The sequence below is a fragment of the Azospirillum sp. UENF 312511 genome (assembly GCF_058780635.1).
In genome coordinates this window covers 720,651-737,149 of sequence record NZ_JBSNCG010000005.1, presented here as the reverse complement: position 1 = coordinate 737,149, position 16,499 = coordinate 720,651, and the positions used below count along the sequence as shown (strand labels likewise).

Sequence of the window (16,499 nt, the reverse complement as noted above, 5' to 3'; positions counted from 1 at the left end):
GTCTGTTGATTCCGGAAGACGAGCGCGGTGCGGTCTCAGGACGCAACTTGCGTGCTGCTGGGGAGCATACTCGCTGGGACGCGCGGGTACAGGCGCCCGAACGGATTCAACAGGAAATCTGCGGGAGTATACTGTTCAGATGATCGGCCGTTACCGAAGCCATGGCACAAAGGGGAGGTGCGCGGCGCGAACGGTCCACCCGATCCCGGGCGTTTTACTTTGAAGGGATGCTCCGAAGAGCGAAAGGCACACAGCCCGCTCCCGGCTTGGCAACCGGGAACGGGCCGTGCGATTCAACCAGCCGTTTGCTGCCAGTGGCTTACTGGTAGTTCAGGCCGCCGTTGATGTTCAGGGTCGAGCCGGTGATGTAGCCGGCGATTTCCGACGCGAGGTAGGACACCGCGCCGCCGATCTCGTCCGGACGGCCCAGACGCTTCATCGGGACGCTGTCGGTGATGGCCTGGCGGATGTCCTCGCGGATCGCCATGACCATGTCGGTGCCGATGTAGCCCGGCGCGATGGCGTTGACGGTGACGCCCTTGGTCGCCAGCTCGGCGGCCAGCGCCTTGGTGAAGCCGATCACGCCGGCCTTGGCGGCCGAGTAGTTGGTCTGGCCGGCCTGGCCCTTCACGCCGTTCACCGAGGAGATGTTGATGATGCGGCCCCAGCCGCGCTCGGCCATCTTCGCCGACACCTGCTGGGTGACGTTGAACAGGCTGCTCAGGTTGGTGGCGATGACCGCATCCCACTGAGCCTTTTCCATCTTCGCGAAGAACTTGTCGCGGGTGATGCCGGCGTTGTTCACCAGGATGTCCACCGGACCCAGGTCGGCCTCGATCTTGGCGACCATCGCCTTGCAGCTTTCGAAGTCGGAAACGTCGCCTTCCGCCACGTAGAACTTGAAGCCGAGGGCTTCCTGCTGGCCCAGCCAGGCGGCGGCCGGCTCGAAGTTCGGCAGGCAGTTCGCCGCCACGATGTAGCCGTCCTTGGCCAGGGCCTGGCAGATGGCGGTGCCGAGACCGCCCATGGCACCGGTGACGAGCGCGATCTTCTGAGACATTACAATCGCTCCAGTAATAGAAACGGCCAGCTCCTGGAGAGGCAAGCCCGCTGGTGAACCGCAGAAGCAAAGGGGTTGCTTCTTGTTACGGATGCTGTCGTGCCGATGGTCCTTATGGGGGAGCCATCAACCGCGGCGGCAGGCATAACATAGAACAAGTCCGGCTCCGGGCCAATGCGCTGCAACATCGCAGATGTATGCGAGTGCGATTTTTCACAGGTATGTCAACAAGAAGTGAATTTTCAGAGCCTTACTGCACCGCACCAAGTGGTGCGACCGGTTGGATTCGGCTCAAATCCGTACGATTCGTTCGCCGGCCTTGAGCGCGAGCGGAAACAGCTTGGGCGCCACCGCCCCCAGCAGCCAGGGCCGCAGCTTCGCCAGAGCGGCGGGCGCGGCCAACAGGACGAGCGTCGCGCCGCTGTGCGCCCATTGGCCGGCGCTCATCCGCTCGAACCCGTTCCACAGCAGAACGACGCCGCTGCACAGCCCGGCCACGGCGGTGACCGCCTCCCCCAGCGCCTGGACCGCGTCGATCCCCCACAGCGGGTTCGCCATGGTGACCCGCGCCACCAGCCGCCGCAGCCGCGCGGTCAGGCGCGCCGCTGACACGGCGTCGAACCGGCCGTCCTCGACCGCGGCGCGGGGCAGGGCGACCAGGACGTCGCCGTCGGGCTGGATCGACACGCGGACCGGAACGGTGCGCAGGCCGGTGCCGCTGCCGCTGCTGTTGTCGGGTGACGGCGAGGCCACCGGCACGCGCAGGCTGATCGTCCGCCCGCCCTGGGCGAAGAACTGAAGCGCCAGGGCGATGCCGTGCCCTCGCCGCGGAAGCAGGCCGGCCTTGCCGCGGCGCAAGCGCCCGACCATCTCGGCCAGGGCGTCGCGCCTCCAGGTGAAGCCGTGCGGCAGGTCGCTGAGGAAGCGCCGGCGCAGCGGGCTACCCCGTGTCTCCCACCAGGGTGTTCACGGCTTTTCCGGCAAACCGCCCCAACGCGTCGATCAGAAAGCTCCAATAGCGGAAGGAGACGTCCACCGCGTCCTTGTGGACGCCGATCATGACGCTGTTGCCGGCGGTGTCCCGACCCTTCAGCAGGCGGGTGACCACGTCGCCGTCGATCTGGATGGTCGACTGCATGACCACCAGCTCGGTCCCCACGTCCCACGCCTTGCGGATGGTCACCACATCCGCGGTCTTCAGCGCCGGCATGCGGCGGACCTCCTCGTCCATACCGCGCAGATAGCTGACGGTGTCCAGCCCGCGCCGCCGCAGCACGTCGTTGATCTGGTCGGAGTTGCGCTGGATGCGCATCAGGATCGGCAACGTGTCGCGGTCGATCAATGCTGCGGCGGACACCACGTCGGCGGTGGCGCCGGGTTGCCGGGCGGCGTCCAGGGTGCGGTCGGTCATCTCGCGCAGCCAGCTCGCCACCTCGCGCAGGTCGTCGAAGACCTTCAGCGTGGTGCCGCGGGCGGGGTCGTTGCCGGGCAGGTCGCGGCTGAAGAAGAACGGGTCGTAGCGGTCGGGCCGGGCGGCGTCGGACGGCGGGACGAACGGCGCCAGCCCCCAATGGAAGGATTCCGATATCTGTCCGGCCCAGGGGGCGAGGATCGCCGTCTCGCGGCTGCCGAAGACCTCCAGCGGCTCGCACAGGAAGACATAATACTCTTGCGCCAGATCGATCAGCGCGTCGCCCGCCATCGGCATCTTCTCCGCCGAGATGCCGGTTTTCAACACGGTGTTGATTTCGAGCGCGAGAAGGTTGCGCGCCAGATCGACGAACTGGGACATCGGCCACCTTGCTGGGTTGGGGGCGCTGAGTTGTGGGGGCGCTGAGTTGGGGAGGCGGCGGGGAGAGGAAAGACTCCCCGCCGTTCCGGAGGCGCGTCAGCTCGGGCGGCCGGAGATCTGGACGGCCAGATCGCGGATCGCCTTCAGGTTGGTGCTGACGATGTCGCTGCTCTTGGTGACCTGGGCGAGATGGAACTCGGTCAGGCTGTGGTAGGCGGTGTTGGTCGCGAAATCGCGGCTGATCAGGTTCTCGATGTCGCCGGTGACCAGATTCACCTGGGTCTGGAACGCCTCGATGGTCGTTCCGGACTTCGGACGGCAGGTGAAGCCGACCTGATTGGGATCGTCCTGGACCACGTCGATGTCGGCGATCGCGGTCACCACGGTCAGCGTGACCAGCCGGTCCAGCTTGTCCGCGATGGTGTTCAGCAGGGAGTTCGCCTTGCCCTGCTCGTTCTGGATGACGGCGGCGCCGCTCGGCGGCGGCGCTGCGGGCGCCTGAACGGCCGGCAATTGGCTGGTGGAAGCGGTCGGGTCGGCGACGGCGGTATCGGACATGGCTGCACCCTTCTGGGGACGGATGGTGTAACATCGCCAAGCATCGCGCAAGAGTCGAACTCTGTCCAATGACCGCTACCGACGAGGAGGCGTGATAAAAAAATTCCAGTTCTCGTAGTTTTTTTCCAGGATCTCACTCGCGCAAAAGCGCGTCGATGGCGTCGCGCAGAGCGCGCAACTCCTGCCGCTGGTCCTCGGCCAGCGCATGGCCCGACGCGCGGAGGCTGTGAATTTTGTCCACATTGCTGCGCAACGCCCGCAAAGCGGGTGCCGCGGACGGAGTGGCCGGGAGGGCCGCCTTGCGCTCCTGCTTGGCGTTGCGCACGTCCTTCACGGTCAGGCCGTCGCCGGCCCGTTTCCAGAGCGTGAGCTGAATCGCCTCGTCGGGCAGTTCGGCCAGTTCCATGAGAAGGGACACGGAGACGGCGGGCCGGTCCGGAGCCTCCTCCAGGATGCGGGCGGGCAGGCGCAGGATGCCCAGCAGGCGGGCCACATACTCCTGCGACTTGCCGATCAGGACGGCGGCCTGCTCCTGGGTCAGCCCCTTGTCGCCGATCAGCCGGGCGAGGGTCAAAGCGAGGTCGATGGGGTGCAGGTCGACGCGCTGGGCGTTCTCGATCAGGGCCAGCGCCTGCACGTCGTCGGTGTCGATGACCAGCGCTGGGATGGTCTCCCGCTCCAGGGTCCGGAAGGCCCAGTAGCGCCGTTCTCCGGCCACGATCTGGAAGCGGTCGGGGGCGACCTCCCGCACGTTGATCGGCTGCAGCAGCCCCCGCTCGCCGATCGAGGCGGCCAGTGCGGCGATGTCGGCCCCGCGGGCGTTGCGCCGCGGCTGGTCGGGGTTGGGCTCCACCTGCTCCAGCGGGATCTCGCGGTGGCGCATCTTGCCGGACAGGCCGAACAGTGCGGCGTTGCTGCCCCCGCCGCTGCCGGTGCGGCTGAGCGCCCGCTTGAACAGGCCGGCGTTGGAGGTGTCGAGCTTACGCGCCATGGCGCATCTCCTCCCCGGCGAGCGCCAGCAGGGCGTCGGCGATCTCGCGGTAACTCTCCGCGCCCGCGGAGTTCGGGTTGTAGGCAAGGCCGGGGCGCCCGGCCATCACGCTCTTGGAATAGTCGGCGGCGCGCTTGACCGGAGAGAAGAGGTGGAGTTGCTCCGCTGCGGCAAGCTCGCGCAGCTCCTTCATCACCGTCTCGTCCTGAAGGCGGCGCGGGCTGTACATGGTCGGTAGGACGCCGAGGATCTGCAGGCGCGGATTCACCAGCTCGCGCACGCCGGCGATGGTCTCGAAGAGCTGCGGGATGCCCATCATCGACAGCATCTCCGTCTGGGTCGGAATCAGCAGCTGGTCGGCGGCGTTCAGCACCGAGACGGTCAGTTCGCCCAGATGCGGTGGGCAGTCGAGCACCACGAAGTCGTACTGGCCGGCGAGCTGAGCAATCTTGGCGCGCAGGATCAGCGTGCCGTTGGGCTGGCGCAGCAGCTCGCGGTCGGTCGCCGCCAGCGAGATGGAGGAGGGCAGCAGATCGAAAGCGCCGTCGCAGACCGGAGTCATGAACTCCCGCATCGGCCGGCTGGCCTTCAGCGCGTGGGTCAACGTCGCCTTGGCCAGTTCCCGCTCGTGCGGATCGACGCCCAGATGCACGGTGGCGTTGGCCTGCGGGTCGCAGTCGATCAGCAGCACGCGCCGCCCCGATTGGGCGAGCAGCCACGCGACGTTGACGCAGGTGGTCGTCTTGGCGACTCCGCCCTTCTGGTTGGCGGCGCAGAACACCACCGGGGCCGCCCGCACCGCCGCCGCCGCGGGGATGCCCACCGGCTCCGTCGCGGTCTTCAGGGCGCCCGCGACGTTCTGCGGAATCCGCTCCGCCCCGGTTTCCCAGCGGGAGATCTTGGCGCGGTCGTAGCGCCGGTTCAGCCGTTCGTTCAGCCAGCCGACCAGAGCCTGCTGGTTCATGCCGCGCTGTTCGCGGTAGCGGCGCAACTCCTCGCCGCTCATCTCGTGGGCCACGGGGGCATCCCTTATTTGGGGTGATCGCGCGGGCACCATGAGTCATGTTGATGGTGGTGTCAACCGCCGTGCTTCACATGTGATGACGCTTCGAAACGGACGGGGGCGTGCGCCCCGGCGTGGAACCCGGCATGGAACAAGGGGGCGCGCTGCGGCTTTCCTGTGGTGCGAAAGGCCGCTATGGTCGCGGCCGAAAATCCTGCGCCAGGAATCGTGAGGGAGACCCAATGGACGCCGACTCCATCCGCGCCGCCTACCGGCGCTACGCGCGCTTCTACGACCCCGTCTTCGGGAATCTGCTGGCGTCGGGCCGGCACGCCGCCGTGAAGTGGATCAACCGGCGGGGCGGCCTGCGCGTTCTGGAGGTGGGCGTGGGCACGGGCATCTCCCTGTCCGACTATCGCAAGGACAACCGGGTGGTCGGCATCGACCTGTCGTCGGAGATGCTGCGCGTCGCCCAGGACCGGGTGGACCGCGAGCGGCTGGAGAATGTGGACGGCCTGCTGGAGATGGACGCCGGCAAGCTCGCCTTCGCTGATGGCAGCTTCGACCTCGTGGTCGCCATGTATGTGATGACCGTGGTCCCCGACCCACAGGGCACGATGAACGAGCTGGAGCGCGTCTGCCGTCCCGGTGGCGACATCCTGATCGTCAACCATTTCGCCGCCGACAAACCGGGCATCCGCCGCTCGGTGGAGAACTGGATGGCGCCCTTCTCCAAGAAGTTGGGCTGGCGGCCCGACTTCACCCTGGACACGCTGATGTCCGGCTCCCGCCTGAAGGTCGAGGAGTTGCAGACCGTTCCGCCCTTCGGCCTGTTCAGCCTCCTGCACTGCCGCCGCGAAGCCGCCACGCCCGCCTGACGGGCCGGGGCATAAGCGTCAGGGAACTCGACCGCGGCCATTGCAGTTTCCCTTCCGGACCCGGATCGACCGGGAATGGAAGGGGCTCCATGGCGCGGCGATGGGCGCGGCGGTGCGCGTTGCTCTTGGCGGGGACGCTGACGGCCGTCTCGGCGCCGCCCGCCGCCGGGGCGACGGTGACGCTGGCCTGCAGCGGGCTCGGCATCAGTTCCGACCTGTGCCGCGACGGCGCCCAGGAATGGGCACGGCGCAGCGGCAACGAGGTCCGCTTCGTCTCCCCGCCCAAGGGGGCGAGCGAGCAGCTGGCGCTCTACCAGCAGCTTCTCGCCGCCGGCTCGCCGGACATCGACGTCTTCCAGATCGACGTGGTCTGGCCGGGCATCCTCGGCAACTACTTCATCGATCTGAAGGACCGCGCCGGGCCGGATGTTGTTCGCCAACATCTTCCTGCGATGATCGAGGCCGCGACGGTCAAGGGCCGGCTGGTCGCAATGCCCTGGTTCGCCGACGCCGGAGTCCTCTATGCCCGCAAGGATCTGCTGGAGGCCCACGGGCGCCCGGTGCCGCAGACCTGGGAGGAGCTTCAGGACACCGCCGCCCTAATCCAGCGGGCGGAGCGCGCTGCCGGGCGTGACCGGATGTGGGGCTATGTCTGGCAGGGCCGCGCCTATGAGGGGCTGACCGTCAACGCCCTGGAATGGATCGCCAGCCGCAACGGCGGCACCATCGTCGCCCCCGACGGCGCCATCACCATCGACAACCCGCAGGCCGCCGAGGCGCTGGCCATGGCCCGCGGCTGGGTCGGTTCGATCAGCCCGCCCGGAGTCCTCAATTACATGGAGGAGGAGGCGCGCGGAGTCTTCCAGTCCGGCAACGCCGTCTTCATGCGCAACTGGCCCTACGCCTGGCCGCTGGTCAACGCGGCGGACAGCGCGGTCGGCGGCAAGGTCGCCGTGGTGCCGCTGCCCAAGGGTGGATCGAAGGGGCGCCACACCTCCACGCTGGGCGGGCAGTTGCTGGCGGTCAGCAAATTCTCCGCCCATCCCGACGAGGCCGCGGACTTGGCGCTGTACCTGACCGGCTTGGCCGAGCAGAAGCGCCGGGCCATCCACGGCGCGTCCAACCCGACCATCCCGGCGCTCTATGAGGATGCGGAGGTGGTGGCCGCCAACCCCTTCTTCACGGAACTGGCCGAGTCCATCGCCAACGCGGTCAACCGCCCGGCCCAGGCGACGGGCATGCGCTACAACCAAGTGTCCGCGGAGTTCTACGCCAACGTCCACGAGGTGCTGACCGGACGGCAGGACCCCAAGGCGATGCTGCCGGACCTTAAGGAGGCTCTGGTCCGCATCAGCCGGGGAGGGCGCTGGTGAGCGGTCTTCCGCATTCCAGCCTGGAGCGGCAGAGGCGCCGGGCGGCGTGGCTGTTCCTGCTGCCGATGCTGGTCGTTCTGGCGGGTGTGGCCGGCTGGCCGTTGTTCCGCACCGTCTTCTTCTCCTTCACCGACGCAACGCTCGCCACGCTGGACGGCTTCCAGGGGGTGGGGCTGGACAACTATCTGTGGCTGATGCGCGACCCTGTCTGGTGGCGGGCGGTGTGGAACACGCTGGTCTTCACCGTCGTCTCGGTGGGGATCGAGACGGCCTTGGGGCTGGGAATCGCGCTGATCCTGAACGCGCATCTGCCGGGGCGCGGTCTGCTGCGCGCCGCCGTCCTGATCCCCTGGGCGATCCCAACCGTGGTGTCGGCCCAGATGTGGGGCTGGATGTTCCATGATCTCTACGGCGTGGTGAACGCGATCCTGATGGGGATCGGACTGATCGCCGAACCGCGGGCTTGGACCGCCGATCCCGATCTGGCGCTGCCGGTGGTGATCGCGGTCGATGTCTGGAAGTCCACGCCCTTCATGGCGCTGCTGATCCTGGCCGCCCTCCAGATGCTGCCGCGCGACCTTTACGAGGCGGCGCGGGTGGACGGGGTGCATCCCGTGAAGGTGTTCTTCCGCATCACCCTGCCGTTGATCCGCCCGGCGCTGATGGTGGCGGTGCTGTTCCGCACGCTGGACGCGCTGCGCGTGTTCGACCTGATGTATGTGCTGACCGGCAACAGCCGGTCGACCATGTCGATGTCGGTCTATGCCCGGCAATATCTGATCGACTTCCAGGACGTGGGCTACGGCTCTGCCGCGGCGACTCTGCTGGTTCTGGTGCTGGCGGTGGCGACCGTGCTGGCGGTGACGCTGGGCCGCGTGCGCGTCGATGCGGGGAGGTGAGGGGGATGGGCCTGAGACGGATCGCCTTTGCTCTTGTGGTTCTGGGGATTGTCGCCTGGGCGGTGTTTCCCTTCGCCTGGGCCATCGTCACCTCGCTGAAGGCGGGCAGCGCGCTGTTCACGGTGGAGGCTTGGCCATCGCAGCCCTCGCTGGCGAACTACGCGGCGATCTTCAAGGAGCAACCGTTTGGGCGGAACATCCTGAATTCGCTGATGGCCGCTTCGGCGGTGGTCGCGCTGTCGCTGGGGTTGGCGGTTCTGGCCGCCTACGCGCTGGGGCGGGTGCGCTTCCGCGGGCGGGGGCTGCTGCTGTTCGTGGTGCTGGGCGTGTCGATGTTCCCGCAAGTGGCCGTGCTGTCGGGTCTGTTCGAGCTGGTGCGTTGGCTCGGCCTCTACAACCGGATCGGCTCGCTGGTGCTGTCCTACCTGATCTTCACGCTGCCCTTCACCGTCTGGGTGCTGACCACCTTCATGCGCGAGCTGCCGAAGGAGCTGGAGGAGGCCGCCATGGTGGACGGCGCCGGCCCCTTCGTGATCGTGACGCGGGTGTTCCTGCCGCTGATGGGGCCGGCGCTGGCGGCGACCGGTCTGCTCGCCTTCATCGCCGCCTGGAACGAGTTTCTGTTCGCCCTGACCTTCACCCTGACCGACGACGCGCGCACCGTGCCGGTGGCGATCGCGCTGATGTCGGGGGCCAGCCAGTACGAACTGCCCTGGGGCCAGATCATGGCGGCGTCGGTGGTGGTGACGGTCCCGCTGATCGGGCTGGTGCTGCTGTTCCAGCGGCGGATCGTCTCCGGCCTGACCGCCGGTGCTGTGAAGGGGTAGGGCGATGGCGGGCGTCACGCTGCGCGGGGTGCGCAAGAGTTTCGGGCGGATCGAGGTCATCCACGGCGTCGACCTGGAGGTCGCGGACGGCGAGTTCGTCGCCTTCGTCGGTCCGTCCGGCTGCGGCAAGTCCACCCTGCTGCGCCTGATCGCCGGGCTGGAGGAGCCGAGCGGCGGGGACCTGTCCATCGGCGGCCAGCGGGTGAACGACCGGCCGCCGGCGGCGCGCGGCATCGCCATGGTCTTCCAGTCCTACGCGCTCTACCCGCACATGACGGCCTACGACAACATGGCCTTCGGCCTGACCCTGTCGCGGACGGACAAGGGGACCATCGCGGAGCGGGTGCACGACGCCGCGCGTCTGCTGCAAATCGAGGACCTGCTCGACCGCAAGCCGCGCGACCTGTCCGGCGGGCAGCGTCAGCGCGTCGCCATTGGGCGGGCCATCGTGCGTGAGCCGCAGGTCTTCTTGTTCGACGAGCCGCTGTCCAACCTCGACGCCGGCCTGCGCGTCCAGATGCGCCTGGAGATCGCCAAGCTGAAGGCCGACCTGCGCGCCACCATGATCTACGTAACCCACGATCAGGTGGAGGCGATGACGCTGGCCGACCGCATCGTCGTGCTGAACGCTGGGCGGGTGGAGCAGGCCGGCACGCCGCTGGAGTTGTACCACCGACCGCGTAACCGCTTCGTCGCCGGCTTCATCGGCTCGCCGGCCATGAACTTCCTGGATGTGGTCTCGGAGGGGCGGACGGACGGGTCGGTGCGGGTGTGGCTGCCCGGCGGGGTGCCTCTGGACATTGCTGTGGATGGTGCCGCGCCGGCGGCGGGCACGCCGTTGACCCTTGGAGTGCGGCCGGAGCATGTCGGCTTGGCCGACGGCGGGGCCAGACTGCTCGCCACCATCCTGGCCGTGGAGCGGCTGGGCGGCGAGACGCATTGCCACGCCGCGCTGGAGGACGGGCAAAGGCTCCTGGTCCGCCTCGACGGCGACCGGCCGGTGGCGGCGGGGGAGCGCTTGCGCTTGAACCTGCGGGGTGAAACCGCGCATCTCTTTGGGTCCGACGGGCAAAGGCTTTGAGTGTAGGGGTGGATCGCGCTATTTTGCTTTCAAATGAACTTGCCGGCGAAGCGGCGGTCGGCTTGAATGCCGCCATGGACATCATGACTCCCCGGCAGACCGACATCCTGGCGCTCGCCCGCACGCAGGGGCGCGTGCTGGTCGACGATCTTGCCGCCCGCTTCAACGTCACGCCCCAGACGATCCGCAAGGACCTGAACGAGCTGTGCGACCGTCGCCTGCTCCAGCGGGTGCATGGGGGGGCCGTCGCTGGATCGGGGGTCGAGAATCTCGGTTACGAGGCGCGGCGGCTGATCGCCCAGGACGAGAAGCGCGCCATCGGCCGCCGCGCGGCGGATCTGGTGCCCGACAGCTCCTCCCTCTTCATCAACATCGGCACGACGACGGAGGAGGTGGCCCGCGCCCTTCAGGGGCGGAGCGGGCTGGTGGTCATCACCAACAACATCAACGTCGCCAACCTGCTGCGCCCCGAGCCGCACATCGAGGTGATCGTGGCCGGCGGTGTGGTTCGGCGGTCGGACGGCGGCATCGTCGGCGAGGCCGCCATCGACTTCTTCAACCAGTTCATGGCCGACTTCGCGGTAATCGGCGCCTCGGCCATCGACGAGAGCGGGGCGCTGCTCGACTTCGACTACCGCGAGGTGCGGGTGTCGCAGGCGATCATGGCGAACGCCCGCCACGTCATCCTGGTCGCCGACCGGAGCAAGCTGGAGCGCACCGCCCCGGTGCGCATCGGCCACATCTCGCAGGTCCACACCTTCGTCACCGACGTCCTGCCCTCCGACCGGCTGGCCCGCATCTGTCGGGAATCCGGCGTGCGGGTGGAGGAGCTGTTTCCCGACCGCGCGACGGAGCCGGAACCCCAGGACTGACCCTTACACCAGCCAGACCCAGGCGGTGACGACGAGGAGCAGCGACGCCGTGGAGGCGACGCCGATGGGCAGCGCCAGCCGGTAGATCGCGGATTCCGCTTTGGTCAGCCCCAGCAGGCTGGAGGCCAGCACGATCCGGCCCGGCGTCAGCAGCGTGCAGACGCTGCCGGCCACCACCTGGATCGCGGCGGCGGCGATCAGCGGCAGGCCGCTGCCCGACGCCAGATTGACCTGGATGTGCATCATCAGGGCGTTCGACGCGGTGTTGGAGCCGGTCAGCATCCCCGTCGCCGCCCCCAGCACCGGCACCGCCAGCACGGCGGCGGAGCCCGCCACCGCCTGCCACGCCTGCCCGAAGGCCGCGGCCCCGCCGGAGGCGGCCATGAAGGCGGCCAGCTCCACGAAGACCAGGGTCGCCGCCATCGGCACCAGCGCCGCGCGCAGGGCGGGTCCCGCCACCACCAGGGCGCGCCCGCGCGGCAGGCTTGCGAGCATGACCAGGGCAATGGCGACCAGCCATGTCGAGGGGTGGCGCAGCAGGGGCATCGGCGCCAGCCCGCCGAAGGGGTCGAGCACCAGCAAGTTCGCCGTCCAGCCCGACAGCGGCGGCACCAGCCGGGTCGCCATCAGCCCGCCGACTAGAACCACGTAGGGCCACAGCAGGGCCAGCAGCCGCGACAGTCCGGCGGCGTCGCGCGGCAGCCGCCGCGCCTCGACCGCCAGCAGAAGCACCGCCGTCGCCAGCCCGCCGCCCAACTCCGGCGCCACGAAGCGGTTGGTCAGCCAGAGCAGCCCGGCCAGCGCCAGCATCAGGGCTACGTCCCTAGCCCGGTCGATCGGGCTGGAGGTCAGCCCGGCGCCGTGGATCAGCCGCCAGAACACCAGCAGCAAGCTGGGCAGCACGACCACCATCAGCGCCGCGCTGGCCGTCCCCAGCTCGGTGAAGGAGACGCCGATCAGCTCCGCCCCGACCCGCGTGCCGACGCCCAGCGCACCCCAGGGGGCGAGCATCTGGCTGAACAGGCCCAGCGCCGCGGCGTGGGCCGGCGGCAGGTTCAGCGGGCGCAGCATGGCGAGCGCCACCACCAGCCCGACGCCGAACCCGGTCACCGATTCGGCGAAGGGACCGGCGAGCAGGCAGGCGACGAAGACGGCGCGGCGGCGCTCGGCCGGGGTCTTCGCCTCGACCTGCGCCTCGGCCTTGACGGCGCGGGCCTCGAAGGCGCGGTGGAACAGCAGGCCCGCCGCGATGATCGACATGGCGTGCCACGCCAGCCACGCCCCCTCGCCGGCCTTCAGCGCCACGGCGGGGAGCAGGCCGGGCAGCTGGGCCAGCCAATCCGGAGCGGTGGCGCCGCTCGGCTGCGCCACCATCAGGGCCGCCATGAGCACCCCGGCGGCCAGCGCCATGCCCGCGGTCCCGGCGGTCAGCATGCTGACACGCCGCGACACGAGCAGGGCGACGGTGGCGGCGAGCGGCAGGAGATGGAGGGTCAGGGGCATGATCGACACAGGGGACCGTGGAAGAAGCGTGCTGATATACTAATATCGACACGCTTCGGCCAGCCCCATCGGTCTTTGCGCGGCTGCCCCGCGCCCCTGGCCCGCCTTCCAGGAAGCTCAAGCGCCCTTGGCGCCGCGCAGCAGGGCGATTTCCGACAGAAGGTCGTCGATGGCGGCCAGCGCGAAGTCCAGCGCGGCTTGGTCGGTCAGGCGACCGTCCTTGATCTTCTCGTGCACCATGCCGATGACCACCTGCGGGCGGGCGATGACCCGGCCCATCATGCCGGACAGCGTCTCGCGCATCTCGTGCTGGGCACGCACGCCGCCGGTGAAGGCGGGGGAGGCGGTCATGATGAGGATCGGCTTGCCCCGCACCGGCGACTTCATGGCCGGGCGCGACGCCCAGTCCAGCGCGTTCTTCAGCACGCCCGACATGCCGTAATTGTATTCCGGAGAGATGATGACCAACCCGTCGGCCGCGGCGATGGCGTCGCGCAGGGCGGTGGCCGGGGCGGGTGTGTTCTCCGCGTCCAGGTCGGGATCGTAGGGCGGGATGTCGTTCAGCGCGAACAGCGTCATCTCCGCCTTGTTGCCCGCCTTGTTGCCCAGCGAGTTGGCGAGCGTGTTCAGCACCGCGGTGCAGTGGGAGTGGCGGCGGATGCTGCCGGAAAGACCGAGAAGGCGGACGGGCTTGGCGGTGTCGGTCATCGTGGCTGTCCTGTTGCGGTTTGAGAGGGATGTCCGTTCCAACGGTGCGCGTGGAGGATGGTGCCGCCCCCGCCATCGCTCCGCAACCCGGAGGAACCGATGGCCGGCGCCGATCTTGAATCGGGACGGACTCCGTAGAATCCACAATAGGGGCGAAGCGCCTCGAAAACGTTTAAAATACAAGACAAATCGCCGATTTTCTCAACGCCAGCAGTGACCTAGCGGATGGACGGCTCCCTGAACGCCTCTGACTTAGGTCGGGTAGGGTGCGACAATATGGGGGTGATTTTCTGGCCTTAATACAGTAGAAATAAAACTTAAGTAGTGTTTTATGCGTGTTCTCCGCGACGGGGTGCTGGCTTATGCGCGATAATGGACCGGTTACGAACCGCGAAATCGAAATGACCGACGATATGCTGCTTGTGTCGCGAACCGACACCCGCGGCAAAATTACGTTCGTCAATAAAGCATTCGTTGATATTAGCGGTTTCTCAGAAACGGAATTAATCGGCGCCCCCCACAACGTTGTCCGTCATCCGGACATGCCCCCGGCGGCCTTCGCCAACCTGTGGGAAACCATCAAGGATGGCCGGCCGTGGGAAGGTCTGGTCAAGAACCGCTCCAAAAACGGTGACCATTACTGGGTGAAGGCAAACGTCACCCCGATCACCGAGAAGGGCGTGGTGACGGAGTACATCTCGATCCGCACCAAGCCGACCCGCGAGGCGGTGGCGGAGGCCGAGCGCATCTACGCCGAGATCCGCGCCGGGCGCGGCCAGCAGTACGGGTTGCTGGACGGCCAGATCGTCCGCCGCGGCTTCGGGGTCTGGCTGGGCAATCTGGCGTCCAGCATTGCCGGACGGATCGTGGCGACCACCGGCCTGCTGCTGCTGACCGTCATGGTCCTCGGCTGGCTGAGCCTGACCGGCAGCGACAGCGTTGAGGTCTTCGCCGGGCTGATGCTGTTCGGCCTGCTGGTGGCCGGCGTCGGCACGCTCAGCGTTCTGGGCACGGTCCGGCGCCCGCTCGGGCTGGTCGAAACCCATCTCGACGCCATCGCCCGCGGCGACCTGATGACCAACGTCCCCAGCTCCGGCGTGGCGGAGTTCGCCCGCATCCGGTCGCAGATCCGCGCCGTCAAGGCGAAGCTGAGCTACTCCATCCAGGAGCGCGCGGAACGTCAGCGCCAAGCGGAGGAGGAGCGCATCACCGCCCTCCAGGCCATGGCCGAGACGGTGGAGCGCGAGGCCAGCCACGCGGTGGAGCAGGTCGCCCTGCGCACCGGCGGCATGGCCCAGGACGCCGATGCCATGGCGACCTCCGCCGAGCGGGTCAGCATCAACGCCCAGAACGTCGCCGCGGCGGCGGAGGAGGCGCTGGCCAATGCCCAGACCGTGGCGGCGGCGACGGAGGAGCTGGCGGCCTCGATCCGCGAAATCTCCGCCCAGATCGCCCATTCCAGCGCGGTCACCCGCCGCGCCGTAGAGAACGGCCAGCGCACCCAGGGCACCATCCAGTCGCTGTCCGAGGCGGTCGGCCGCATCGACGAGGTGGTCAAGCTGATCACCGACATCGCCAGCCAGACCAACCTTTTGGCGCTGAACGCGACCATCGAGGCGGCGCGTGCGGGCGAGGCCGGCAAGGGCTTCGCGGTGGTGGCGCAGGAGGTGAAGAACCTCGCCAACCAGACCGCCCGCTCCACCGAGGAGATCACCCGCCTGATCGCGGAAATCCAGGGGGTGACCAGCACCGCCGTGGGTGCGGTGGCGGAGATTGGCGACACCATCGGCGAGATCGACCAGATCTCCAGCGCCATCGCCGCGGCGATGGAGGAGCAGGCCGCCGCCACCCAGGAAATCAGCCGCAACGTGGTGGAGACCTCCAACGCCGCGCAGGAGGTGTCGGTGCGCATCGCCGCCGTCTCCAGCGACGCCGACCAGACCGGTTCCCAGGCCTCGGGCGTGCGGGCCGGTTCGGACGAGGTGGCGACCAGCATCGACGAGTTGCGCCGGGTGCTGGTGCGCGTCGTCCGCACCTCCACGACCGACGCCGACCGCCGCCGCAGCCCGCGCTACCGGGTCAACGAGGCGTGCATCGCCGTGGTGCACGGGCGCGACCAGCCCGGCACCCTGACCGACCTGTCGAACGGCGGCGCGATGCTGAACGGGATCGCCGGTCTCGGTGTGGGCGACCGCGGCACCCTGCGGCTCGACCGCTTCGGCCTGACCGTCGCCTTCGAGGTGCGGGCCATCGACAAGGCGGCGGTCCATGTCCGCTTCGCCGAAAGCGACGTGGCCCAGCCGCGCTTCCGTGACGTCTTCACCCAGCTCACCCGCGGGCTTCAGCCGGTGGCGGCCTGACGAATTGCAGCCTGTCCTGAAAAAGCGACGGCCCGGCGTGCGGAACGCCGGGCCGTCGTCGTTTCGGGCTTTCCCCCGTCAGCCCTGTGGCTTGTCCACGCGGTAGCGGAAGTCGCAATGGCTGGCGCCCTGCATGATGGTCTGCGTCCGCTCCATCTTGATCGACGGGTCGTAGCCCGTGCAGAAGGCGGCGTCGCGGTTGCAGGACAGCAGGTGTCCGATGTGACCCAGCCCCATCTCCCGGTACATCTCGGCGTAGCGGCAGCGGGTGACGTTGTAGTCGAACCGCGTCTCGTCCTGGTGCAGCACCTCCAGCCGCAGCGCGTCGTCCTTGGTCCACAGCGGCTGCAGGTCGGCGAAGCTTTTCAGGCTGGTGCCGTTCGGCTCGGTCGCGGCGAAGGCCGCGGCGGATTCCACGGCGGCGCGGGTGATGGCGGCGCCCAGGATGTCCTGCGCCACCGCCTCGCCCAGCCGGGCGGCCATCTCCTCATAGACCGGCTTCAGGATCGCCGCCTCGATCCCGCGGCGCTCCAGCATGCCCATCGCGGGCTTGGCCGCGGGCGTGTCGGTCGGTTCGGTCATCGGTGTCTCCGT

Annotated in this window: 16 protein-coding genes; 7 read left to right on the top strand and 9 right to left on the bottom strand. The window is 68.5% G+C overall.

The annotated features are described in order from the left end of the window. Nucleotides 1-319 precede the first annotated feature (319 nt). The 6 genes from ACWPN7_RS31805 to ACWPN7_RS31780 form a co-directional block, all read right to left on the bottom strand. Complete coding sequence (locus tag ACWPN7_RS31805; protein ID WP_040136250.1) at nt 320-1,060, bottom strand: beta-ketoacyl-ACP reductase; 741 nt, start codon at nt 1,058-1,060, stop codon at nt 320-322. A gap of 291 nt (nt 1,061-1,351) precedes the next feature. Beyond that, entirely contained in the window at nt 1,352-1,930 is a 579-nt protein-coding gene (locus ACWPN7_RS31800; RefSeq protein ID WP_459197043.1) for a hypothetical protein, read from the bottom strand. Nucleotides 1,931-2,000: 70 nt separating this feature from the next. Further along, the gene (locus ACWPN7_RS31795; protein ID WP_200476159.1) at nt 2,001-2,852 is read right to left on the bottom strand and encodes a DUF8581 family protein; all 852 of its coding nucleotides are present in this window, start codon (nt 2,850-2,852) and stop codon (nt 2,001-2,003) included. Nucleotides 2,853-2,948: 96 nt separating this feature from the next. After that, a complete protein-coding gene (locus tag ACWPN7_RS31790) occupies nt 2,949-3,410 on the bottom strand; it encodes a hypothetical protein (RefSeq protein WP_040136259.1) in 462 nt (153 codons plus the stop codon). Between the two features lie 133 nt (nt 3,411-3,543). Then, on the bottom strand, nt 3,544-4,401 hold the full coding sequence (locus ACWPN7_RS31785; RefSeq protein ID WP_051658455.1) for a ParB/RepB/Spo0J family partition protein: 858 nt from the start codon (nt 4,399-4,401) through the stop codon (nt 3,544-3,546). After that, a complete protein-coding gene (locus tag ACWPN7_RS31780) occupies nt 4,391-5,419 on the bottom strand; it encodes an AAA family ATPase (RefSeq protein WP_051658456.1) in 1,029 nt (342 codons plus the stop codon). Before ACWPN7_RS31780 ends, ACWPN7_RS31785 begins: the two co-directional genes overlap by 11 nt. Nucleotides 5,420-5,646: 227 nt before the next feature. On the opposite strand from ACWPN7_RS31780, the gene ACWPN7_RS31775 reads away from it, so the two are divergent. From ACWPN7_RS31775 to ACWPN7_RS31750, 6 genes are all read left to right on the top strand, one after another. Beyond that, a complete protein-coding gene (locus tag ACWPN7_RS31775) occupies nt 5,647-6,282 on the top strand; it encodes a class I SAM-dependent methyltransferase (protein WP_103039471.1) in 636 nt (211 codons plus the stop codon). Nucleotides 6,283-6,371: 89 nt separating this feature from the next. Beyond that, nucleotides 6,372-7,655 carry an ABC transporter substrate-binding protein gene (locus ACWPN7_RS31770; RefSeq protein ID WP_456522009.1) on the top strand — a complete coding sequence of 428 codons (1,284 nt, stop codon included), beginning with the start codon at nt 6,372-6,374 and terminating at the stop codon, nt 7,653-7,655. Beyond that, entirely contained in the window at nt 7,652-8,554 is a 903-nt protein-coding gene (locus ACWPN7_RS31765; protein WP_459197044.1) for a carbohydrate ABC transporter permease, read from the top strand. The genes ACWPN7_RS31770 and ACWPN7_RS31765 overlap by 4 nt, the downstream gene beginning before the upstream one ends. 5 nt (nt 8,555-8,559) lie before the next feature. Continuing rightward, nucleotides 8,560-9,381 carry a carbohydrate ABC transporter permease gene (locus tag ACWPN7_RS31760; RefSeq protein ID WP_407825220.1) on the top strand — a complete coding sequence of 274 codons (822 nt, stop codon included), beginning with the start codon at nt 8,560-8,562 and terminating at the stop codon, nt 9,379-9,381. Between the two features lie 4 nt (nt 9,382-9,385). Beyond that, nucleotides 9,386-10,462, top strand: a complete 1,077-nt coding sequence (locus ACWPN7_RS31755) for an ABC transporter ATP-binding protein (protein ID WP_459197045.1) — start codon at nt 9,386-9,388, stop codon at nt 10,460-10,462. 74 nt (nt 10,463-10,536) lie between these two features. Next, nucleotides 10,537-11,334, top strand: coding sequence for a DeoR/GlpR family DNA-binding transcription regulator (locus ACWPN7_RS31750; RefSeq protein WP_459197046.1), 798 nt, complete (start codon nt 10,537-10,539; stop codon nt 11,332-11,334). Nucleotides 11,335-11,337: 3 nt separating this feature from the next. Here ACWPN7_RS31750 and ACWPN7_RS31745 read toward each other — a convergent pair whose 3' ends face one another. Continuing rightward, nucleotides 11,338-12,837, bottom strand: a complete 1,500-nt coding sequence (locus tag ACWPN7_RS31745) for an L-lactate permease (protein ID WP_407825217.1) — start codon at nt 12,835-12,837, stop codon at nt 11,338-11,340. A 117-nt stretch (nt 12,838-12,954) separates the two neighbouring features. After that, nucleotides 12,955-13,545, bottom strand: coding sequence for an NADPH-dependent FMN reductase (locus ACWPN7_RS31740; RefSeq protein ID WP_492273720.1), 591 nt, complete (start codon nt 13,543-13,545; stop codon nt 12,955-12,957). A gap of 362 nt (nt 13,546-13,907) precedes the next feature. Here ACWPN7_RS31740 and ACWPN7_RS31735 point away from each other — a divergent pair, with 362 nt between their 5' ends. Then, nucleotides 13,908-15,905, top strand: a complete 1,998-nt coding sequence (locus ACWPN7_RS31735; RefSeq protein ID WP_211103659.1) for a methyl-accepting chemotaxis protein — start codon at nt 13,908-13,910, stop codon at nt 15,903-15,905. 78 nt (nt 15,906-15,983) lie between these two features. Here the strand turns inward: ACWPN7_RS31735 and ACWPN7_RS31730 are convergent, their stop codons facing one another. Next, on the bottom strand, nt 15,984-16,487 hold the full coding sequence (locus tag ACWPN7_RS31730; RefSeq protein WP_014242467.1) for an L-2-amino-thiazoline-4-carboxylic acid hydrolase: 504 nt from the start codon (nt 16,485-16,487) through the stop codon (nt 15,984-15,986). Between the last annotated feature and the right edge of the window lie 12 nt (nt 16,488-16,499).